At 39.2% G+C, this 23,579-nt stretch carries 19 protein-coding genes; 7 read left to right on the forward strand and 12 right to left on the reverse strand.

Translation table 11 applies throughout. The features are described 5' to 3' along the window. Positions 1–183 precede the first annotated feature (183 nt). From LVD15_RS02705 to LVD15_RS02720, 4 genes are read left to right on the forward strand one after another with little or no spacing between them, the layout of a single operon-like run. Complete coding sequence (locus LVD15_RS02705) at positions 184–573, forward strand: group III truncated hemoglobin (protein WP_233778751.1); 390 nt, start codon at positions 184–186, stop codon at positions 571–573. Continuing rightward, positions 570–1,070, forward strand: coding sequence for a GNAT family N-acetyltransferase (locus LVD15_RS02710; RefSeq protein WP_233778752.1), 501 nt, complete (start codon positions 570–572; stop codon positions 1,068–1,070). The genes LVD15_RS02705 and LVD15_RS02710 overlap by 4 nt, the downstream gene beginning before the upstream one ends. A gap of 53 nt (positions 1,071–1,123) precedes the next feature. After that, on the forward strand, positions 1,124–2,161 hold the full coding sequence (locus LVD15_RS02715; RefSeq protein ID WP_233778753.1) for a potassium channel family protein: 1,038 nt from the start codon (positions 1,124–1,126) through the stop codon (positions 2,159–2,161). A 46-nt stretch (positions 2,162–2,207) separates the two neighbouring features. Beyond that, positions 2,208–2,774 (forward strand): pseudouridine synthase, encoded by a 567-nt coding sequence (locus LVD15_RS02720; protein ID WP_233778754.1) that lies wholly within the window; start codon positions 2,208–2,210, stop codon positions 2,772–2,774. A gap of 78 nt (positions 2,775–2,852) precedes the next feature. Here LVD15_RS02720 and LVD15_RS02725 read toward each other — a convergent pair whose 3' ends face one another. The 5 genes from LVD15_RS02725 to LVD15_RS02745 form a co-directional block, all read right to left on the reverse strand. Then, positions 2,853–4,019: a porin gene (locus LVD15_RS02725; protein WP_233778755.1), complete on the reverse strand. Its 1,167-nt coding sequence runs from the start codon at positions 4,017–4,019 to the stop codon at positions 2,853–2,855. A gap of 6 nt (positions 4,020–4,025) precedes the next feature. Next, positions 4,026–4,754 carry an SdiA-regulated domain-containing protein gene (locus LVD15_RS02730; RefSeq protein WP_233778756.1) on the reverse strand — a complete coding sequence of 243 codons (729 nt, stop codon included), beginning with the start codon at positions 4,752–4,754 and terminating at the stop codon, positions 4,026–4,028. A gap of 4 nt (positions 4,755–4,758) precedes the next feature. After that, positions 4,759–5,919: a hypothetical protein gene (locus LVD15_RS02735; protein WP_233778757.1), complete on the reverse strand. Its 1,161-nt coding sequence runs from the start codon at positions 5,917–5,919 to the stop codon at positions 4,759–4,761. A 464-nt stretch (positions 5,920–6,383) separates the two neighbouring features. Continuing rightward, complete coding sequence (locus LVD15_RS02740; RefSeq protein ID WP_233778758.1) at positions 6,384–7,742, reverse strand: M28 family peptidase; 1,359 nt, start codon at positions 7,740–7,742, stop codon at positions 6,384–6,386. Between the two features lie 103 nt (positions 7,743–7,845). Continuing rightward, positions 7,846–9,645, reverse strand: a complete 1,800-nt coding sequence (locus tag LVD15_RS02745) for a SpoIIE family protein phosphatase (protein ID WP_233778759.1) — start codon at positions 9,643–9,645, stop codon at positions 7,846–7,848. A 243-nt stretch (positions 9,646–9,888) separates the two neighbouring features. Here LVD15_RS02745 and LVD15_RS02750 point away from each other — a divergent pair, with 243 nt between their 5' ends. Further along, on the forward strand, positions 9,889–11,766 hold the full coding sequence (locus LVD15_RS02750; RefSeq protein ID WP_233778760.1) for a M1 family metallopeptidase: 1,878 nt from the start codon (positions 9,889–9,891) through the stop codon (positions 11,764–11,766). A 48-nt stretch (positions 11,767–11,814) separates the two neighbouring features. On the opposite strand, the gene LVD15_RS02755 is transcribed toward LVD15_RS02750, so the two are convergent. The 5 genes from LVD15_RS02755 to LVD15_RS27075 form a co-directional block, all read right to left on the reverse strand. Further along, positions 11,815–12,375 carry a TetR/AcrR family transcriptional regulator gene (locus LVD15_RS02755; RefSeq protein ID WP_233778761.1) on the reverse strand — a complete coding sequence of 187 codons (561 nt, stop codon included), beginning with the start codon at positions 12,373–12,375 and terminating at the stop codon, positions 11,815–11,817. A 145-nt stretch (positions 12,376–12,520) separates the two neighbouring features. Then, the gene (locus LVD15_RS02760) at positions 12,521–14,098 is read right to left on the reverse strand and encodes a hypothetical protein (RefSeq protein WP_233778762.1); all 1,578 of its coding nucleotides are present in this window, start codon (positions 14,096–14,098) and stop codon (positions 12,521–12,523) included. A 74-nt stretch (positions 14,099–14,172) separates the two neighbouring features. Further along, a complete protein-coding gene (gene uxuA / locus LVD15_RS02765) occupies positions 14,173–15,351 on the reverse strand; it encodes a mannonate dehydratase (RefSeq protein WP_233778763.1) in 1,179 nt (392 codons plus the stop codon). Between the two features lie 27 nt (positions 15,352–15,378). Then, positions 15,379–16,950 carry an alpha-glucuronidase gene (locus LVD15_RS02770; protein ID WP_306416843.1) on the reverse strand — a complete coding sequence of 524 codons (1,572 nt, stop codon included), beginning with the start codon at positions 16,948–16,950 and terminating at the stop codon, positions 15,379–15,381. After that, positions 16,884–17,516 carry an alpha-glucuronidase family glycosyl hydrolase gene (locus LVD15_RS27075; protein ID WP_306416844.1) on the reverse strand — a complete coding sequence of 211 codons (633 nt, stop codon included), beginning with the start codon at positions 17,514–17,516 and terminating at the stop codon, positions 16,884–16,886. Before LVD15_RS27075 ends, LVD15_RS02770 begins: the two co-directional genes overlap by 67 nt. Positions 17,517–17,633: 117 nt before the next feature. Here LVD15_RS27075 and LVD15_RS02775 point away from each other — a divergent pair, with 117 nt between their 5' ends. Together LVD15_RS02775 and LVD15_RS02780 are read left to right on the forward strand one after the other, a co-directional pair. Next, positions 17,634–19,826, forward strand: a complete 2,193-nt coding sequence (locus LVD15_RS02775) for a glycoside hydrolase family 3 N-terminal domain-containing protein (RefSeq protein ID WP_233778764.1) — start codon at positions 17,634–17,636, stop codon at positions 19,824–19,826. 211 nt (positions 19,827–20,037) lie between these two features. Beyond that, a complete protein-coding gene (locus LVD15_RS02780) occupies positions 20,038–20,673 on the forward strand; it encodes an energy transducer TonB (protein WP_233778765.1) in 636 nt (211 codons plus the stop codon). 18 nt (positions 20,674–20,691) lie between these two features. On the opposite strand, the gene LVD15_RS02785 is transcribed toward LVD15_RS02780, so the two are convergent. Both LVD15_RS02785 and LVD15_RS02790 read right to left on the reverse strand, forming a co-directional pair. Then, positions 20,692–21,333, reverse strand: coding sequence for a hypothetical protein (locus LVD15_RS02785; RefSeq protein ID WP_233778766.1), 642 nt, complete (start codon positions 21,331–21,333; stop codon positions 20,692–20,694). Positions 21,334–21,353: 20 nt separating this feature from the next. Beyond that, positions 21,354–23,510: a TonB-dependent receptor gene (locus LVD15_RS02790; RefSeq protein WP_233778767.1), complete on the reverse strand. Its 2,157-nt coding sequence runs from the start codon at positions 23,508–23,510 to the stop codon at positions 21,354–21,356. Between the last annotated feature and the right edge of the window lie 69 nt (positions 23,511–23,579).

Raw genomic sequence — 23,579 nt, forward strand, 5'->3', positions numbered from 1 at the left:
GAATACTAAGTACGAATATAAGTACGTTTTTAATTACTTAAAAGTTCCAACCTCCTCCTACACCTGAATTTCAAAAATATATTGAGATAGTATTTCTTAACCATCATAAACCCTTCACCAACACGAAATACCTGGAAATTTATAATTACATCTTATATTTGCATTCCAAAAAAGACATCAACTATGGAAAAAGCGGATCAAAAACACGATATTCTCACGCTGGATGATGTAAAGCTATTAGTCAACACTTTTTATGATAAGGTAAAGGTTGACCCTATTTTAGGAGGTATTTTTAATGGAGTCATTCAAGACCGGTGGCCTGAGCATTTAGATAAAATGTATCGTTTTTGGCAATCCATACTATTGGAAGAAAACACCTATAACGGCAGACCTTTTCCTCCACACATGAATCTGCCTGTAGGCAAAGAGCATTTCGATCAGTGGTTGATTTTATTTTTTGACAATATTGACTCTCAATTTGAAGGAGAGAAAGCGCATGAAGCCAAGTGGCGCGCCTATAAAATAGCTCAAACTTTTCACTCTAAAATAGAATACTTCCGTCAGAATTCATGAATAACATAATAGCTGTAGAAAACGTAGATCAACTTAATAATGTAGAAAAACTGGCCACACAAATCTGGCATGAGCACTACACTCCGCTTATTGGTAAAGAACAAGTAGAATATATGCTCAACAAATTTCAGTCTGTGGCTGCCATGCAAGAGCAGCTGAAACAAGGCTATCTCTACTTTCTTATTTTAAATAATAATACGCCATGTGGCTATTTATCTGTACAACCCAGAGATAACAATCAGGAGCTATTCCTTAGCAAAATATATGTTTCGGGTGATTTTAGAGGGAAAGGTATAGGCAAAAAGCTCATGCAGCACGCTATATCTATAGCCAAATCTTTACCTGCACAAAAGATCAGGCTCACGGTTAATAAAGACAATGCAGGCAGCATAGCCGCATATCATAAAATGGGCTTCACTACTACTGACATGGTAAAAACTGATATTGGAAATGGCTTCTATATGGATGATTACATCCTGGAGCTCCCACTACACTAGTAGCAAAAGTTATATTTTATTAACATAAAGTCCATTATCCGGTTTGTTAGTGTATGAATTGGATATTAATCATTTGCGGAGGCATACTGGTATTACTGGCCTCTTATGACATAATAAGGACTACGATTAATAATAATGGAGCCGGTTTGCTCTCCAGCAGGATAGCTTCAGCAGTCTGGAGTATTCTATTCCGATTGGCGGGCAAAAAGGGAAAGCGTAAGCTTCTAGCCCAAGCCGGCTTATGCATTATTCTATCTTTGGTGCTCACCTGGATCTTTGCCACCTGGCTAGGCTATACACTTATCTTCGCCGCAGATCCGCAATCCGTTCAAGTTTCATCTTCTAACGCACCTACCCTGCTTCCTGAAAAGATATATTATGTAGGCTATACCTTAAGCACTATGGGTAATGGTGATATGGTGGCATCCACAACAGGATGGAAGATATTCTCGGTTATCGTTTCCTTTTCCGGACTCACCTTTCTTACACTTGCCATTACCTACCTCATCCCTATTTTATCGGCTGTAGTGGCTAAAAGAAAGCTTTCAGCCTACATCTTCTTCTTGGGTAGCACACCGGTAGAGATGCTCAACAACGGCTGGGATGGCACCAGTTTTAAAAACCTGGAACAGCACTTTCTGGGTTTGGCTGATTTAATCCTTCACCATAAGGAAAGACACTTACTATATCCTGTATTGCACTATTTTCATAGTACTGATGATAAATATGCGGCTCCCAAAACACTTACTGTGCTAGATGAGGCCATCACCATGTTACTATACCACCCTGATTTAAAAAATAAGTTTAACAGGCTCAACGTAAAAATCCTCCGTAATGCTATGGATGAATACCTGCTAACCCTTAGCTCTACTTATATAGGCAAAGCCCAGGAGTGGCCTGAAATACCTTATGTAGATGACTTGCAAATGACCACTCCTCATGGCAATGAAATATTGAAAGAAAGCTATGATAAATTAAAAGAAAGAAGGCAATTACTAATGGGGCTAGTCCAAAAAGACGGTTGGAAATGGGCTGATATTTATTCTCCACAAAGCCCTACCTTAACACTTGACCTGCCTAACGTTCTTTAAGGTGATTGATTTTGCCTATTTTTGAGGTTCGATTCAAAATTATAGCATGTCAGAGCATCGTCATTTCATTCTAAACAAGCCTTTTGGATACCTATCTCAGTTCGTCTACAATCAGACAAAACGGAGAAATAAAAAACTATTAGGAGAGCTGCATGACTTCCCTGACGGTACCATGTCCATCGGCCGTTTAGACAAAAACTCTGAAGGACTGCTGCTGCTTACTACTGATGGAAAAGTAAGTTATTTTGTCCGTAGCCGAAAGGTAGAAAAAGAATACCTGGCTCAGGTAGAAGGTGAAATAACAGAAGAGGCCATTGAAAACCTTAAATCAGGCGTGGAAATTAGTATCGATGGAGAAAAATACGTCACAGACCCTTGCCAGGTTAAAGCTGTAGATAAAATCCCTGATTATATTGGGCCTAAAGATATGGGCAACCGAACTACCCGCTGGATCTCCATTACACTGAGAGAAGGTAAATTTAGGCAAGTTCGGAAAATGACTGCTATGGTGGGTTTTCGTACGTTAAGATTAATTAGAGTACGAATAGGTGACACCTATTTAAAAGACCTAGAACCAGGAGAGGTACTAGAAGTAAGTGATTTTGACATTTAAGCAATCACTTTACTGATCTAAAAGCAAAAAATCCGCTTCCCAGGTTTAGAAAGCGGATTCTATTATACTTTTCCAGGGTTATAAATTCAGAGTTAGCCCCACTCTTATTTGCTCTTTCCATTTTAAGGCATCAATGGTTTCTTCTTCAGAAATAACATTGAAATACTGGGCTTTAATCATGGCATCAAAGCCTTTCAACTGATAAGCCAGAGCCGCGCAGAACCTTTTAGAATCTCCATCAGCAAGATCATTCAGGTTGAGCTGCTCGTAACGAACACTTAGAATGGTTTTGATGTCTTTCGCAAAGTAACTTAACTGCCCATAATAGCCTCCAGCCAAAAAGTAGCCTTCCGTTTTATCTGAAGACAATCCCAGCAATAATTGGTTAGCAGGATCTTGAGGCTCCCCTCTTACCTGATGAATTTCAAACTGGCCAGAAAAGCCCTGATACTGTACTGAAAAGTCCATTCCATAAACATATTTCTTTCCATCTATCACGCTCATACCGTACTCACCCTGGCTATACTCAGGAAATTCTTCTCCTTCCGGCAGTTTTTTATTAGCATATCTACCGTTTAAACCAACTGAAAATAATGGAACCGGCGTATGCACATAGTCAATCTCTCTTTTCTTACTTGCGGCAGGATATGAAAAATCAACTCTTCCTATATACTCCAACCCTCCGCTGGCATCATTATTACCTCTCAATGAATATTCTCCCAAGCCTGTATAAGCTCCGGCATATACATTTATTCGGCTCTGCCAGAAATCCTGAAATAAGGTCACCCCTACATCTCTTCTGCTAAACAAATCTCCTCTGGCTATCTGGGCTCGTTGCCAGTAGGGTGAATAGGGAAATGGTGTTAATGAACTTCTGGAATAAGGCAATTTACCATAACCCACTTTCACATTCATAAAGTTGAATCCTTTATAAATCACATAAGCATCCATAAGCCCCGGGTTGGCAGGGTCTACTTCTCCGTCGTTAGCCAAGTCAGGAAAGTCCACCTGAATCTCATACTCCCATATATCTCTAACACGGCCTTCAATATTTATCTGAGCATCTCTAAGCTTAAAACGATCCTTCTTCTGATCCTCTTCTCCATCTTTTAAAAACCTCTGATTATAATAAGTAGAAAGTCGACCTTTTATTTCAACAACATGATCAGCGGTACCAATAGTCACCTGAGCCTGCACCAAACCACTTACGCAGGCCATTATCAATATTAATAATACTCTTTTCAAGACTTCTTAATTTTCTGGATTGTTGAAATAATAGATTTTTTGCATGGCATCTGAAACCACTATGATGTTACCATCCGCATCAAAAGCAAGGCCTTCTGGGTTAAGTACAGGAATCTCCCACTGAGAAAGCACCTTATAAGTATTAGCATCCAGCTTAAAAATGCTTCTATCTTCATCGCTCAATAACCACACATAACCATTATAAAAAGTAGCTGCAGAAATGTCTCTTGCTATATGACTGATGTCTATGGTATTAACTTTTTCAAAGCTCTCATTAAGCTCAAAAAGATAAGCCGGGCTCTTCTCAGTAATTAACAAAAACCGATTTTTGATTTTATTAAATGTAAAGGCCTCATAGCTTTTATTTCTACCCCCATGATAAGAAACCTCATAAGTTCGCTGCTGCGTAAGGGTTTCCAAATCGAATAGTTTGATAGTTCTTGAAAACTCTTCCACGGCATATACAAAATTTGCATCAGCATATACTCCTTCGTCATCTAAACCTTTATAGCCCTCTGCTTTTCTTATTATTTTACCTTTTAAGTCTGTTTCGAAGAGATAGCCATTATCACTTACAATAAAGAGTGATTTTCCATCATGCGCCAAAGCCACATCAGATGGCTCCGGAATATCTACAGTAACCTTTTCCGTAGGTTTTAATTTAATATCTTGTGCAAAAAGACAAGTGCAGCTAAAAACTAAAGCTACACTAAGCACCTTTCTAAATAATGTCATTGTCTTAAATTGAAGTACCTTCCAACGTTATATTATCATAGCGGGTATTACCCTTTTCTGTCTCCTCTGAAGAGAATTTCACTTTGAAATCCTCATTATTATTTACATCAGATATAGCGCTGAAATCAATTGTTACCAGCACATAACCCAGATTTTCAGCATCAGAATCCTCTTCAGGCACTTCAAAGCTTGCAGCAGAGAGATTATCCTGAATAAAGTCTGTTCCATTAACTGAATAGTAAATATTTTGAGATGTGGCTCCTTTGCCTGATCGCTGCACAGCAAACTTCATTACCACATTTTCATAACCTGAGGTAGGCAATGACAGTATAAAATCTCCTGATGGATTTCTTAATCTCAAGCCCGTAGAGGGCTCATCACCATTCAAAGCATTAAGAGTGGCACCTTCTACATCGTCATACTCATCTCCAGAATATGACCAGCTACCAGCCCCGATATTTGGTGTTTCTAAATCATCAGCATTGTTAAAATTCCAATAATGAAATACTTCCACCTCTTTTTCGCCATCAGGAAAATCAGGAATAGGCTCTCCATTGCGTATACCATCAAGGGTTAGATTATCGAAACGGGAGTTACCAGAATCACCATCAGCATTAATATCAAAGGTGATTTTAATTTTAAATTCAGGGTTGTTATCGGCCTCAGGTATATCCTGAAAATCGAACTGGTGAAGTACAAAGTTTTCAGCTACCGCATAATCGGTATTCTCAAGGCCAATTTTCACATAATTAGCCCCATCTACAGTATAGAAAAACTGCTCTCGCTGCGGACCGCTGCTAGTGCGTCTCACCGCATAAGTGACTATAACATCATCATACCCTGTGGTGGGCATGCTTACCGTAAAATCTCCTGATGGATTTCTCAGTCTTAATGCATTTCCTGCTTCGTCTGCATTACGCGCATTTAATAATGATCCTTCATCCGTATCATCATAATAGCTTCCTTCATAAATAACTGATGTACCACCAATACTGTAAGTGGGCGTTATCAACGTTTCTTCTGATGTGTTATCATTAAAATTCCAATAATGCACTACATCATAGCTAGTGGTATCAACGATGGTCTCAGGTATTACTCTGTCCTCAGTGCAGGAGAATAAACCTAGTAAGGCCAATACCAATGTAATAGATATCCTACTCTTCATTCTTTTAAAAAATTTGAGCAAAGAAAGGTATCTCGTATTAACTCAGAGTTTAATTTATGTTACGTATATGTTGTTAATGTTAAGTAGTGCCATTTCTAAGTAGCCCGCATCCTGTTATAATACAGATGCGATACTCAAATAATGCAAGATAAAAAGGTCAGATAATTAAAAGCTAAATCGAATTACCAAATATAATTTCCTAACATAAAACATAAGCAGTAATTTGTTTAACCAAAGAAAGAAACTCGTGCTTTTCTTTCCTCAAAGTGGTTTGACTGACCTAGTATTAACATTAAGTTAACATCTAAAAAAATCAGAGTTTCATGAAGTTCATTTAATTGGATATTAAACTCACAACCATTTAACTCCTTCTTGAAAAAGCTCAAGAATAATTGATAACTAACATCACTAAGTCTTCATTTTAATTGAAGAGGCTTCGTTATATGATAGAATTAAATGCTTACTTATTCTCTCCTATAAACACCCCCCGGAAACACTACCACACTTTCATTTCCATCTTTCGCCACTGCCGCCACTCCGAAAAAGTAGTTATCAATCACCACATTCTCCAACAAATATTCTGACACATCCCCTACAAACTTAGAATACTGCCACTGTGCTTCTGTAGTTTCTCTCCAATAGATTTTATAACCAGCCAAACTCTCATCATCCGTTTTCTCCCATCGAAGTGAAGTGCTTGCTTGCACGGCACCAGCTATTTCTACATTATCAGGTGCTGGTGGTGCCCAGGCCAAACCAGCCAGAGTAATTGCATTTACGGCTGTAAGCTTAGCGGCATAAGGAAAATTAACATGCTCAATAACATCTCCATAGGCTACACCATCTTCAGTTCTCACATCCTGATGTTGCCATGTGTAATTTTCATTTGTCTCCATAATACGCACTCCAGGAAAGCCTGCATCATTAAAAGGCTTATGATGTCCACCTCTCCCAAACCTATCCAGTCTATAGATCATCATAGGCTTCATTTCAGGCATGTAGGTATTGGTCATTCTATCAATATACCTGGCCAGCTGACGAGAAACACCATCCACTTCACCGCCATAATAGCGCCTCATAGTGCGAGTTCGTTCATCTTCCGTAACAGGTGTAGGCTCAGAAAATATGCGGAAACTGCGGTTATCAATCACCTGGTTTATGCCTTGAATATTACCAATCATGTCATTATTCAGCACTCCAATGATATCCCAATCATGGGCTTTGGCATATTCAGCCATTATTTTACCTCCAAAAAGCCCTTGTTCCTCACCTGACAGCCCCACATAAATAATACTTGATTCAAACTGATATTTACTCAACACACGAGCCGCTTCTATTACGCCTGCCATGCCCGAAGCATTGTCATTAGCTCCTGGGGCATCAGATTTTGCATTCATGACATCTGTAACCCGGCTATCAATATCACCAGACATAATCACATAACGGTTGGGGTACTTACTGCCTCGCTGAATAGCTACTACATTAACTATTTCTACATCCTTCTTAATACGTGTTTCAGGATCTCCTTTTACGATATCCCTCATAAAGCTCACTTCAAGACAGCTCTTACAGTCTTTTGAGATATTATCAAATTCAGATTTTATCCACCTTCTGGCAGCCCCGATTCCTCGCTTTTTAGAAGTAGTATCTGACAAAGTATGTCTGGTACCAAAAGAAACCAGTCTTTTTATGTCTTGCTCTATCCTATCAGCGGAAACGGCTGAGACAATATCGTAATGCCGCTGATCCGTGGCTGGCGGCACTTGGGCTGAAGAAATTGAAATAATAAAAAAGGCAAATAAAAGACTGAATGCGTATTTCATAATAATATGGGATTCGTATTACAACCAAGTATAACATTAATCCATTACGAAATCCAGTCCTATTATTTAAATGGTCTAATAAATAATAATTTATTGAAGAGGTTTAACCATCAATATTATCCAGGCGAATACCCATCACTAATATATCATCTGTTTGGTGGCCATCACCTTTCCATGACTCTATAGCATCATTTAATGCTTTCTTTTGCTCTGCCAAAGGCAATTCATGGATACTCAACAGTAATTCCTTGAACCGTTTAGACATGAACTTAGTGTTATTAGGTCCTCCAAACTGATCTTGAAAACCATCTGAAAACACATAAATCATGGTTGGCTCATCTATGGCCACTACATGTTTGGTAAATGGAGCTGGCTTTTTCTTTTTCATAGGCCTGTTACCACCTATAGCCCTGGTATCTCCTTTTATTTGGTGTAATTCTCCCTCCTGAATGTAGATTAAAGGGTTTTTAGCTCCTGAAAATTCAAGAATATTTTTCTCTTTTCTATAAATACAAAGGGCCACATCCATACCATCTCGGTTGCCAGTAGTTTCTTGTTGCAAGGCTTTTCTTATGCCTGTATCCAGCTTTTCCAGTATCTGGTTAGACTCCGCCTCTCCCTGATTCACAATATTGGTGAGCGTGTTCATACCTATCAAAGACATGAATGCCCCTGGTATACCATGGCCCGTACAGTCTACTGCAGCAAAAACAACATCAGGATCATACCAACTTTTTATTTCTGAGAACCAATAAAAATCACCACTTACAGAGTCTCTGGGTTTGAATAATATGAACGATTCTGGCAGCAGGCTTTCCTGCACGGAAGCGTTTACTAACATGGCTTCCTGAATACGCTTGGCATAGTTAATACTACTTTGTATACTCTTATTTTGCCTGTCTATTTCTTTATTAGCCTCAATCTTTTTCCTGTAACTACGAATAATCACTACCACTAAAGCTCCGGCTAAAAGCACTCCAAAAATGATGAAGTTTCTTACCAAAGCGGCATTTTTCAATCTGGCATTTTGCTCTTTTATTTCTAAATCTGCCAGCTGCTTATCTTTATTCAGTAAGTCTATCTGCAATTTCTGATTTTCGCTTACCTCTTCCATATTCCTCAGTGAACGCTCAGTAGCTTCCAATGAATAACGAGTAGCCAAAAGGGAGTCTTCTACCTGCCTTAGTTTATCCATACTGGCTCCCGCTCTACTTCTGCCATTTCGTATAGATCTCCCTGATGATGAAATGGTACTTTCTGTATCACCCTGCTCCTCTACGGGTTCAGCATTGCTGTTTTTCAGACCATTAAGTAGGGTTTCATATTCCTTTACCTTATCAGCCTTTCCCCAGGAGTCATACGTCTCCACCAATAAGGCATAACACCTCATGCGAGTTTGCAAGTCCTTTTCTACAATAGCCAAAGAAAGGGCTTCTTCCAAGGCACTTACTGCTCGCCTCTCCTTACCCTGAGCCATAAAAGAAATACCACTATTTATCAGGGCTTCCATTTCATAATCGGCTTGCCCAACACTCTGAGCAGCCTTCAAGGACCTCTTAAAACTAGTCTGTGCTTTGCTGGCATTATTTTGATCCAGGTAGATATTACCTTCCAGCTGATAAGCCAGATATTCCAGTAAATCATCGCCTGATTTTTTATTATAATCAAAGAAAGTATCTATATACTCTAGCGCTGCGGCTTTATCGCCCTGAGTGTAGCTATGCTTGGCCAGCTGATAAGTATAATACGACGCCTTGCCGTAATCTTCTTCTTTTAATACCTGCTGCAAACTTTCCGTAAGACTCTCTTTATCTACACTTTGTGCTACTGAATCAGAAACCCCCACTACAGCCCCAGATATTAATATTGTTACTGCGATAAAACGCAAAAAATAATCGTACATATTACTGTAGAAAAAAAATGAAATATTTCAATTACTATACATTATAAGTATCTTATTTGGGTAACCATGTTTTAATGAATATTAACACATTAATTTGATTACCTAATATTACTCCCAAATCCGTAATAATTACCGCTTACACTCAATTTTAATACTATAATCAAATTACCACTTATTTACTTCTTTTCCCCTATAACTACGGTCTAACTTTGTAGTTTATTAACCTACAGCAACTTAATAACCATGATGAAAATAAAAATTATAACAGGCGTCCTCTTTTTGATGACCCTTTCTGGGTTTAGCCAAAGCTTGTATCAGCCCAGAGATTTGAAAGAAGCATACCAAAATAATACGCGAGATACGAATGGAAAACCGGGCATCAATTATTGGCAAAACAGAGGAGTTTACAATATTGATATCAGAGTTACGCCTCCACAACGTACCGTTTTCGGCTCTGAAAACATTACTTATACTAATAATAGCCCTGACACTTTAAGCAGGCTCAATTTCAAATTATTTCTCAATAATCATAAGCCAGGCGCGGCAAGATTGAGTCAAGTTGGTGAAGATTATCTTACCTCAGGCATGCATATAGATTCATTTAAAGAGAATGGAGAAGCATCAACCTGGAAAGATTTAAACGATGGCACCAATAAGTTCATTAATTTAAAAGAACCATTACTTCCTAGTAAAAGTGTGAATTTGAGTATAGAATGGCACTATGATGTTTCTATTGAGAGCGGCCGTGAAGGTGCTATTGACAGCACTACCTTTTTCCTGGCTTACTTCTTCCCCAGAGTAGCTGTATATGATGATTATAGCGGCTGGGACACTATGATTTTCACAGGATCGCAGGAGTTTTACAATGATTTTAATGATTATACTTTCTCAGTTACCGTACCCAAAAACTATATAGTTTGGGCTACTGGAGACCTGCTAAACCCTGAAGAGGTATTGCAACCAAAATATTCTGATAAACTAGAAAAATCTATGACCAGCGATCAGGTGATCAGAATAGCTACCCCAGAAGACCTGGCGCAGCAGCAGATTACCAAGCAAAGTACCTCCAACACCTGGAAATGGAAAGCCGATAGCATCACAGACATAGCCATAGCGATAAGTGACCATTATAACTGGGACGGCGGCAGCGTAATAGTAGATGAAAAAACAGGACGTAGAGCCAGTGTACAAGCCGCTTATAATGATGATGCTCAAGACTTTCACCAGATGGTAGATTTTGGAAAGCATTCTTTAGAATGGTTCTCTAATAATTCCCCAGGCGTACCCTATCCATATCAAAAATCTACGATTGTAAGAGGCTTTGCTGATATGGAATACCCCATGATGGTAAACGACAACAGCACTCCTAATCCTGATTTCTCAAGGTTTGTAGTGGAGCACGAGATCGCTCATACCTATTTCCCTTTTTATATGGGCATTAATGAAACGCGCTACGGCTTTATGGACGAAGGCTGGGCTACTGCACTGGAATATATGATAGGTATAAATGACCTAGGAGAAGAGGCTGCTACCCGAAATTTTCAGATGTTTAGAGTAAACCGATGGGCTAATGATGCCAATGCAGAAGAAGACATCCCTATCATAACGCCTTCTAATATACTTACCGGTGTTGCTCTGGGAAATAATGAATATGGAAAAGCAGCAATAGGATACTTAGCCATGAAAGACCTACTGGGAGACGAACTTTTCTTAAAAGCATTGCAAGGTTATATGGCGCGCTGGAATGGAAAGCACCCTACCCCGTGGGATTTCTTCTACTCTTTTAATGACATTAGCCAGCAGAATCTTAACTGGTTCTGGAACAGTTGGTTTTTTAGTAACAACTACATAGACCTGGCTATTACTGACGTACAAACAAAAAAGAAAAACACCAGTATTACACTAGAAAACATTGGAGGCATGCCTGCTCCGGTAGATGTAATTATAACTACCAGCACTGGCGAAAGCAAAACCTATCATTATACTCCAGAAATATGGAAGAACGATCTAGACAAAACTACTATAACACTAGACGGTGAAAAGGATATCGTTTCCATATCATTAGAAGGAGGAATATTTATGGATGCCGATACCTCTAACAATCAATGGAGTAAAGAATAAAACTTTACATTTTCCTTTCTGGTGTTTTTAGAACATCAGAAAGGAAAATCATTGACTCACTTCTATATTCACAAAGCCCTCAACCAGTTCTATGGCTTCGTTTATCATTTTTCTGTTAATAGTTCGATATTTATATTTTTCATACCACCCTCTATAAAAATGTAATAACAGCTGAGTCTTATTATGAGCCTCTTCCTCTGAATAGCCCAAATCACTAATTAGTATGAAAGCCACCTCATAATTCTGCTTTTCATAGTCCTTCAGTATTTTCCTAAAGTATTTATCTTCAGCGGCTATCTTTTGTAAGTAAAAAGTCAAATCTTTAAAACTGCCTGATTTAAATAGAAAGAGAAGATAATTCTTAAAACGTTCCTCTCTGGAATGCTCCATATGTAGCTTTTGAATCACTGAGTCCTGATGCTCCACCCAATAATTAATTACCTGCTTTAGAAAAGCCTTGCGGGTTTTAAAATGCCAATAGAAACTCGATTTATTACAGTTAAGAATATCGGCTAATTGCTCTACATTAATGCCCTCGTTTCCCTGAGTTGAAAACTTCTCAAGCCCCAGCTGCAGCCAATCTTCCTTTTTTGCTTTTATTACAGGCATAGGATTAAACGTTTTCGTCTATTTAGATAGAATATAGCCATTTTATTAGACGAAAGCGTCTATATGTAAGAAAAATGACTTTATCAAAAAAAGAGGCACTGAACTACTCCAATGCCTCCTCTTACCTATTGAATATAATAATAATCTATATTTTAACCCAAATTACCTGTATAGTTTTTCCGTCATGAGCATTTAACCTCAAAGTAGCATAAGTATGTGATTCCTGATCATAATCAGCGACTGAGAACATACCAAACTGATAATCTCTTGACTCTGCCTTTTTGCCAAATAAAGCAGTTCTATCATAATTATTAGCAGCTTTATTTATATCTACATAAAAGGCATCAGTAGCAGAAACCCCACTGATCAGAGCCAATTTACCTGATTCTTTAATCTTTTCTCCATTTGAAAACACATCATTATACAATAGGTAATTAGATTCAGCTCCATTTACGTATGAAAGGAATTTATATTGATTACTACCTAAAAGTTTAGTAGCCTCATTTCTTACATCATTATGAATAAGCACAGAAATGTCTCCCTGAAGAGAATGACTTTTAGGCACAAGAGTCTCCTTTTGCAATCTCAATTCCGGACTAAAAGTAGACACCACAGCATCCCCTAAAAGACTAGCTAACACCACCGATCCTTTCAAACGATAAAATCTGCGTTCATAAATAACGGAGTACGTACCATCACTATTTACATGAAAATCACTAGGCACACCTTCATATTTATGGTCTGTATTAGCAAAGGACTCATAATTGACTTCAACAGAAGGATTATCTAAGTCCTTCACATATTTAGTAGAAAGGCTTTCAGGATCAAACACGGTTAGATTAGAAGAATATAACCCATAAACACTATTAAGGTCGGGAGCATAAGTCAAAAGTGACAATGCAACGATAAATTTTTCTTGAGGATTATATTTTAACACCGCCTCAGCCAATTTCTGATCTCCATTAAAATCTTTTTCTTTAACATAGAAAAAATCATGATCACTTTTCAAACTACCAATAAAAACGGTACCCTTATTCTTTTCCAAATCAGAACCGACCAAAGCGATAACCTGATTATCCAAAACCATAAACTCTACCAGCCTTAAAGCCTTATATTCTCCGCTTGTAGGAATAAAATATGCTTCAGTCATTTTAGTATGGTTGGCATCATAAAAAACCAGCTGTACTTGCTTGTTTTTACTAAATTCAGTGGCATTATAAAGACCGATTGCATAATTGCCCGATTTATCATCGTGTCTCACCAAAAACTTATTCTTGACTTTTTTCGAATTCGGCTGTAGTTTGGCCACCAGCTCTTCTGACTTTAGCTTACCGTCATTGGTGTCTATGATTACTCTGTATAAAGAAGTAGGTTGCTTTTTCTCTTCAATGCTCAAAAAAGTTACTAGCTCATCTCCTTGATCAAAAGCACTCAATATTTCTGTGGTTCGTAGCTCTAACCTTCCTTTTGAGTTAAACTGGGGTTTGGCAAATTTATCTACCAAAAGTTTACGTTCTTTACTATAAACCCAAACATGAAAACCATCCCTCTCGGTGATATGTAATAATGCGGTCTTACCATCAGACAGTTGAAAAATCTTCAACCACCCTACTACAGGCTCTTCTTTAAGAGGCTCGCTTTCCTGAATATCAAAGTTTTGACTGAATACAGGAGCTATATTTAAAAGAAGAAATACGAAAATTAAAAAATTAATTGATCTCAATATTTTATACTTAAAATTAAAAAGATGCAATTTATATTTTTCCTTAAAACCTCTCTATAATTGAGCCTGAAAAATTAATCACTCATAATAGAGGCTAATCCCAACTCCAGACCTCTCAACTCGGCTAACCCTTTTAACCTGCCAATGGCGGTATAACCAGGGTAAGTATCCTTTTTCAGATCATCCAGCATCTGATGGCCATGGTCCGGGCGCATAGGCAATGAACGCTGGCGTTTATTCATAAGCTTCAGAACTTCTCTAACTACCGCTACCATATTAGTATCTCCATCCAGGTGATTGGCTTCGTAAAAATTACCCTCTTCATCTCTTTTGGTATTCCTCAAGTGCAGAAAGTGGACATGCTCGCCAAACCGTTGAATCATCTTAATAATATCATTATCAGGCCTGGCACCCAAGCTCCCTGTACAAAAACAGAGGCCATTAGCAGGAGAAGGCGCCGCATCAAGAATATCCGCTAAATCTTGCTCTGTACTCACTATACGGGGCAAGCCTAAAATAGGATATGGAGGATCATCGGGGTGAATAGCCAGCTCAGCACCTACCTCTTCCGCTACAGGTACCACTTCCTGTAAAAAATAGGTTAAATGCGATTTAAGCTTTTCTCTATCAATATTTTCATAGGTTTTTAATGCCTTAATAATGCCTTCGGGAGTAAATTTTTCATCACTCCCGGGCAAGCCCAGCAGCGCATGGTTGAATAGTTCCTCCCTCTCCTTTTCTGACATCTGCTCATAGCGTAATCTGGCCACCTCTATTTCTTCAGTAGAATAATCATTTTCAGCCTCTGGCCTTTGAAGCAGAAATAGATCAAAAACATTAAAAGCCACTTTTTCAAACCTCAACGCTCTACTACCATTGACCAGTTCGTAAGTAGGATTAGTGCGCATCCAATCCAAAATAGGCATGAAATTATAAGTTATAACCTTAACCCCACATGCTGCCAGGTTTCGAATGCTCTGTTGGTAGGCCTCTATATATTCTTTAAACTTTCCCGTCTGCTTTTTTATATCTTCATGTACAGGCAAGCTTTCTACCACTGCCCAATTCATACCTTCTTGCTCCACTATTTCAATCCGCTTCTTTATTTCATCTACAGTCCACACTTCCCCTACAGGAATATGATGAAGGGCTGTAACCACGCCTGTACACCCCGCCTGGCGAATATCTCTTAAGCTAACTGCATCATTAGGGCCGTACCACCTCATGGTTTGCTCCATTAAAAACTTATTCATAGGTCTAATGCTTATATTCTTCATAATTTAATTGCCTGGCGCGAAAGGGAAAGTAAGCCCTTCGTAATATTCCAGGGTATGTGATGCCTTAGGTATATCTTTCGGTATAGGTTTCCCTGAAAAGGTCTGAAAGTAAAGCAGGCAGGCATCTCTCCACCATTCCGCTTCCTTTTTCTGTATTTTCAAAAAGGTTTTCACCTGTTCAAATCGTCCTTTATCTATGCTGTTTTCTAATGTTTGCCATTGCTGCTGCATTTTCTCCACCTCTTGCACGCCATGCTGGTACTCATTACTCATAGCCATCCACAGCTCTTCCCCTGATTTCATTTTGTAATTCCAGGGAACATGATGAAACCACAGCAAAAATTTTTCAGGGCATTGTTCCAGAGAGCTGAACTTTGCTGCTACCTCAGGATAATATTGGGCTACGGCATTACTTCCCGATGCTGTGCGGTCAAAACCAATTCCATTCTTATCAGCTTTATGATAATATACCGAAGTCCAATCTGCCCGATGCTTGTTAGCTATCCAAGGACCAGGCCCATAATGATGTCCCCAGCCCATAATATGATGTAAACCAAATGGAGTCATATAACTTACTACCGCTTCGTGCGAAGTCATCATAATATCTGTAATGGAACGGATCACCTCCTTTTGGTTAGAAAAAGTCATCCTGATCCACTCTTGGGCTATTTCTTCTGACGAAAGGCTATGATTCCATGCCAACCGACCAAAGGCATACCAGTTTGACTGCCCAAATAAATGTCCCGTCCAGTTTCTGTCTGTCCCGATATTAGAAACCCCTGCTATACCCGTTAACCGATGATTATTCAAAGAACCATCTATCACCTCAGCCACAGTGGAGCCTTTACCTTTGGCATAAGTATCCGATTCAAGACATTCTTTATACATAGGAGAAAGATAGGCCAGGTGCGTTCCCTGACCGAGATATTCCTGCGTAATTTGGAACTCCATCATCATCGGAGTTTTAGGCATAGCACCAAATAAAGGGTGAAAAGGCTCACGAGGTTGAAAATCAATAGCTCCATTTTTCACCTGGACCATCACATTATCATCAAACTGACCATCAAGTGGTTTAAACTCATTATAAGCCTGTTTTGCCCTGTCGTCTGGCTCTTCATTACTATACACAAAAGCACGCCACATGACCACGCCTCCATAAGGTTTTACGGCTGCTGCCATCATGTTAGCCCCATCAGCATGGGTACGCCCATAATTTTGAGGACCAGGTTGACCTTCTGAGTTTGCCTTTACCAAAAAACCACCAAAGTCAGGTATCATATTATAGATCTCAGTGGCTTTATCTTTCCACCACTGCTGTACTTCAGCGTTAAGCGGATCAGCGGTTTCCAAACCTCCAATCTCAATAGGAGCACTAAAACGGGCTGTGAGATATACTTTTAAGCCATAAGGACGGAAAACATTAGCTAAGACTTTCACCTTCTCCAAGTAGGCCGGGGTAAGGACTAAAGCATTAGCATTTACATTGGTAAGAACGGTACCGTTTATACCTATAGAAGCGTTGGCCCGAGCATAATCAATATATGAGAATCTATATAATCTGGCAAGCGGTGCCAATCCCACAAGGAAAAACCCGCATACCCTCTTTCTACCGTACGATCAAGGTTATCCCAATGATTGAGCACCCTTAGTTTTACCTTAGGTGTACTAGTGATATTAAGTTCTTTTATACTTTGCTGTGTCTGAAGTAATCTTAAAAAATGAAAAGTACCATATAACACACCAATATCTGTATTAGCCGCAATTATGATATTCCCCTTTTTTGTAGTAATCATATATCCTTCATCTCCTAAAGGGTCTAATGATTTTTGAAGCTTTAAAGAAGCGATATAAGGTGATGAGGCAGAAGTACCCAGAACAAGCGTCTGTTCGCCAACCTGGTCAGCATACTTTAATTCCACCCCAAGCATGCCTTTCATAGCAATGCTCAATTCATCCACAGCCGACTGTATGGTGGGTGACTTATCCGCAGCCACAGAATAGGCCTTTAGTGCTTGTACATATTCCGCTTTAAGCGACGCATTGTCAACAGGTTTATAACGCAACCATAGATCATAGCCGTCTTCCGCTTTCGTTTGGAAAAAAGCCAGTAGTAGAAACAGTAAAACTTTAAACTTTATCATTTTATGAGGGAATTTATGCTTTCTAATTTAAAAAATAATTTACGCAATCGATTGTTTAAACTTAATAAGTTTCTAATTTTAATGATAATACGCTACAACAATGTCAAACTAACAATCATGAAAAATAAGCCTACTATAATAATTCTTGCCTTATTCTTATCGACCATAAGTTATATAGCAATAGGGCAAACTCCAATTTATAAAGACCCAAATCAGCCTATTGAAGCCCGGGCTAAAGACCTGGTAAGCAAAATGACTCTAGAAGAAAAAGTGCTTCAGATGATGCACACTGCACCTGCCATCCCCAGGCTTGATCTGCCTGCTTATAACTGGTGGAATGAAGCATTGCACGGAGTCGGCCGATCAGGCTCAGCCACGGTATTCCCCCAAGCTATTGGTTTAGGTGCTACTTTTGATTCAGACCTGGCTTTAAGAGTATCAACCGTCATTTCTGACGAGGCCAGAGCCATGTATAATGCCGCCATTGCCAAAGGCTATCATCAAAAATATGGAGGCCTCACTTTCTGGACGCCCAATGTTAATATCTTCAGAGACCCTCGCTGGGGCCGTGGACAAGAAACATACGGAGAAGATCCTTTCCTCACCTCCACTTTGGGAGTTGCCTTTGTAAAAGGATTACAGGGAGAAGATCCTAAATATCTCAAAACAGCCGCTTGTGCTAAGCACTATGCCGTACACAGCGGACCGGAAAGATTGAGACATGAATTTAATGCTGTAGCTAGTAAAAAGGATATGTTTGAGACCTATTTACCTGCTTTTCATGCTTTAGTTGATGCCGATGTTGAAGCGGTAATGTGTGCTTATAATGCCACTAATGGTGAACCTTGCTGCTCTAACAAATACCTGCTACAGGATCTATTAAGAAAAGAATGGGGCTTTGATGGCCACGTGGTAAGCGACTGCTGGGCCGTAGTAGACTTTTATGAAGGCCACAAAAACGTTAAAAATGTTACGGAAGCTTCAGCTCTAGCTGTAAATAGTGGAGTAAACCTCAATTGTGGTGATGAATATCCTGCTTTGGTAGATGCTGTAAAGCAAGGATTGATCTCAGAAGAAACCATCAATAACACACTGGCTCACTTACTGGAAACCCGCTTTAAACTCGGCATGTTTGACCCTGAAGAAAACGTTCCCTACAATAATATTAGCCCTGAAATCATTAATAGCAAAAAGCATAGGGCCTTAGCCAAAGAAGTAGCCACTAAGTCTATTGTAATGCTAAAAAATAATGGCGTGCTTCCGCTTAAAAGTGATTTATCCACTTACTATGTAACCGGTCCTAACGCTGCCAATGTAGAATCATTAGTAGGTAATTATTATGGTGTAAATCCTGAAATGGTCACTGTGCTGGAAGGCATAACCAAAGCCATTGAACCCGGAAGCCAGCTTCAATATCGACCTGGTGTTTTGCTTGACAGGGAAAATGTTAATCCTATAGACTGGTCTAGCAGTGTAGCAGCCAAAAGTGATGCTACTTTCATGGTTATGGGTATTAATGGCCTTATTGAAGGTGAGGAAGGAGAATCTATCGCCTCTGAACACTACGGAGACCGATTAGACTACAACGTCCCTAAAAATCAAATCGATTATCTGAGAAAGCTAAAAGATAGCAATGACAACCCCGTGATAGCCATTGTAACTGGCGGAAGCCCCATGAACCTGGCTGAGGTACAAGAAATAGCAGATGCTGTTTTACTGGTATGGTATCCTGGTGAAGAAGGTGGAAATGCGGTAGCTGATATTATTTTTGGTAAGACATCTCCTTCAGGAAGGCTGCCTATCACTTTCCCTAAGTCATTAGACCAACTCCCTAACTATCAGAACTATGATATGGAAGGCAGAACTTACAGGTATATGAAGGAAGAGCCTTTGTACCCATTCGGTTATGGGTTAAGCTATACTACGTTTAACTACTCTGACATTCAGCTTAGCACTACTACTGCCAGAAGAAAAAAAATGGAACCCATTACCGTTTCCGCTTTAGTGAAAAACACTGGTGAATTTGAAGCAGAAGAAGTAGTACAGTTTTACATCACTGACAAAGAAGGTAGTGCTCGCACGCCTTTATATTCATTAAAAGGCATTAAAAGAGTGAAATTGAAACCAGGAGCATCAGAAAGAGTGAGCTTTTCTATCACTGAAGACATCTTATCATTAGTAGATAATGAAGGAAGAAGTATCCTGGAAAAAGGAGAGTTTGATGTATTCATAGGAGGTTCACTACCAGATAAAAGAAGTAGCGACTTAGGCATGCCTGCAGTCGCTAAAACCACACTCACGTTGAAGTAAAGGTAAAATTAAGATAGAAAAAGGAGGCTGTATCAATATGACTTTGGATCTCCAGGCCCAAGGTTCTGAAACGGTCTCCGTTTTCGTTTTTTGGATCTTACTTAATACTCTAGTTAATTCATCTTTCCTCTTAAAATATTCATTAAATGGTCTCTAGTATGAAAGTGACTTTTATCCACTCCCGGGTTATGATGTAAAAAAGCACTTATCTATGGAGGACATCCAAAATATTAACCTGGCTTTTCCTTGTGATCAAAATCGAGGGACATTAAGTAAGAAAGATCAACAACTTCACTGCGCTAAATGTCAACATCAGGTTCATGATTTCACTGAGAAAAATGCTAAAGAGCTAAACAATGAAGTTATAAACGCTACAAGACCAGTTTGTGGTATTTTTAAAGCTCATCAGCTCAGTAAAAGTTTTCTAAAGTATGCTTCTCTTTCATTACTGGCTACCGCTACGGCTTGCTCACAAGATTTACTCCCTGAGCCTGCGCCAGTCCAAGAAATAATAATAGAAGAGGGTAATGAAGAATTTTTAGGAATCATAATCGAAGCTTCCCCCATGCCCGAAGCAGGCTTCGAGCAATTCTATAAAAGTCTGTCTGAAGCCATAAAATTACCTAAAAACTTAACTGATCACCCTGCTAAGGTTTATGTAGGCTTTATGGTAAATACTAACGGAGACATGACTAATATTGAGGTGCTCAAAGGCGGTTCGGAAGAGCTTAACAAAATTATTATAGATGCTATTAAAGGACTTAACTACCATTTTAAACCTGCTGAGCAAAAAGGCATAAAAGTAGAATCCAGAATGGTAGTTCCCATCACTTTAAAAAACGAATAATTAAAGAGGTTCATTTCTCTATTCACACTTTTCTGACATTTCTACGGCCCGCTTATGTCCCCAGGTTGGTGCTATTCCTGTGTCCATTTTCGCTTCACTTTTATAAAGATTCACACTTCGTCTGGCCAATTTGCAGGGCTCTTCTGTGCTCTTACCAAAAAACTGAGCAGTACCATATTGCAGCTGAGCCATAAGAAAAATTGCTCTGGGATTTTCTGGATTTTGATCAATGGCCTTTTCAAAATATTTAAACGCTTGCGGTGATAAAGTCTGCCCTCTATTGGCCGGATCTACAGCCAACTTACCCATAACGGCATAACCTTGCAGTGCTGTTATCTCCGAATTGTTGGTTATTGCTTTTGCCTGAGCAATTAACTCCTCTGCCTTTTTATAATATTGATCCTTTTGATCTCTATCCAAATCTGCATCAAACCCCATGATGATATAAGTGAGGGCCGAATAATATAACGGTAGCCATTCCTGTTTCTCCTTCTGACCGATTCGCTCAAAAGTATTGGCAACTGACTGAAAATCTGTAATAGATTGGGACTGAGACAACTGTTTTAAATTTTTCACCATGGCCCTTTCATAGGGTGACTGTGCATATGCTGACAAGCAGAAAATCAGAAGTATGGCAGATATTAAGATGATATTTTTCATAATATTAAATGGTTATGGCATTAAAGATTGTTTAGCATATTGGCCGATTTGTCTTTAGACAATGTGATAAAAACACCTAAAAACAAGAACCTGTCTGCTGATTGTATTACGGGCTGGCTGGCATACTGTCCCCTTTCATCAGGATGAGAACTGTATTCATATCCGAAAATATTTTCACTACCCAACACGTTACTACACTCAGCGTGGATAATGATATTTGGGGCAGGCAAATAGCTCCAGCTAAGGCTGAGGTTATGATAATCTTTAGTTTTACTACCCATCTCCACAGGTTGATTCTTATCATTATAAGTGCAACCGTCATTCCATGAATATGAAAAGCCTATTTGAGATTTCAACTGCTTGATGAAATGCTTCATCACCACAGAGACATTATGCCTGGGAGCATAGCCAGGAGTAACTTGAGTAGTGAACTGATCAAACTTTCTTTTACTATCTACAAAGGAATAGGTCACCCAAAAATCAGTTCCGCTAATGCTTTTATTATCTCTATAAAACACATCAAAACCACGACTATAGCCCTTTCCTGTATTTTCAAGACCAAAATAGTTTTCAGAAGCCATTGAATCATAGGTAACTAATGACTCATATTTTTTATAGAAACTCTCTATCCTAAAAGTTCTACCTTCTGTTTGCAGCAGGTAATTAAGAATAAAATGTCTAGCTTTTACATTATCCAGCCCGGTAGACTGCACCAGTTTTTCAGCTACTGGCATTTGTCTGAAATTACCATAAGCAAAAGAAAACTGTCCATGTTCACTGGCTTTATAGGCCAATGATGCTCGAGGTGTAGCCCAAACTTTGTCCAAGTAGCTGTTGTAAGAAGTTCTCAATCCTGCTCTTATGGCCCAATTGTTATTCAAGTAATAATCCGCTTCAGCAAAATGGTTAACAAAATGAATGCCATAGCTCCTTTTGGCTCCAACACTTTCATTCTCTTCTGAGTAACCATCATAATAATATTCCACCCCATTTTTTAAAGAAAATTTCTCACTAAAGTCTTTCACTGCCACTATTTTACCATGCCCCAGATCTGCCTTTCTTTTGAAAGGGGTTTCTCCAAGAATTATATCATCAGTGTTTAAGGAAAAGGAAGCTCCACCATATACAGACCAATCGTTTTTTAATATTTGCTTATAGCTGGTACTACCAAAGTGATATTGATTATCCATATCTACCAGCTGTTTATAGTCTTCTCCGGCTAATGGTCGATTAAGAGAAAATTGAGCTCTTTCTGTATGCACGAATACTTTCACCATTCCATTATCGCCTAGCTGCTGCCTGCCCAGCACTTCTGCACTCCAGCTGTGTGGAGCCCTATTCCAGTCATAGTTCTGTGAAATGATAGATTGATAAGGCTTTAAATCCATATATGTACCGTTAAAGCTGATGGCATTATGCTCCCCTACTACGGTTTGAGAGTAACCGGCGCCTACGCTCATAAGGCTAATATCAGCCTGACTACGAAGCGGCATATCTACCGAATTGAGCACTAGTGCAGACGATAGAGCCTGACCGTATTCCGCTGAATATCCGCCAGTACTAAAAAAGCTGCCTTTAAATAGATTTGCATCAAAACGTGAACGTGTAGGTACATTAGGGCCGGTGCTACCATAAGCATTGCCTACTTCAAGCCCATCTATATAAATATTAGTTTCAGAAGCATCTCCTCCACGAACAAACAAACGACCATCATTACCTACAGTGGAAGTGCCTGGCAACTTGGTTAGCGCTCCAATAAGGTTACCCGCAGCCCCAGAAGTAGTAACTATATCCAGGGGTTTCATCATTACTGACTTAGCCTCATCACTGGCCTCCATAGCACCTGCAGTAATAGTTACCGCTGATAATTCATCAATACTTTCCTGAAGAGTGATCATCAGCTCAATAGTAGCTCCATCACACAGCACTTCCTTTTCAAAACCTTGGTAGCCTACCATTGAGGTTACAACCAGCTGACTGCCATCTTCCTCGGTAGTAAACCGGAAAGAACCATCAGCTCCGCTACTGGCTCCATCATAAGTATCCTTTAAATAAACATTGGCACCTGGAAGACTATTCCCGGCAGCATCAGTAACCCGACCTGAAATAACTGTTTGTGAATAAACCTGACCTGTTAATAAGGCTAAAAACAGAAGAATAAAGAGAGATGATTTCATGACTTTAGAAGTTAATTACACTCCTAAAGTGGCTTCCTTTTAAAAGGAAATAAAAAAAGACTTACCCAA

Source organism: Fulvivirga maritima, from assembly GCF_021389955.1.
GTDB lineage: Bacteria > Bacteroidota > Bacteroidia > Cytophagales > Cyclobacteriaceae > Fulvivirga > Fulvivirga maritima.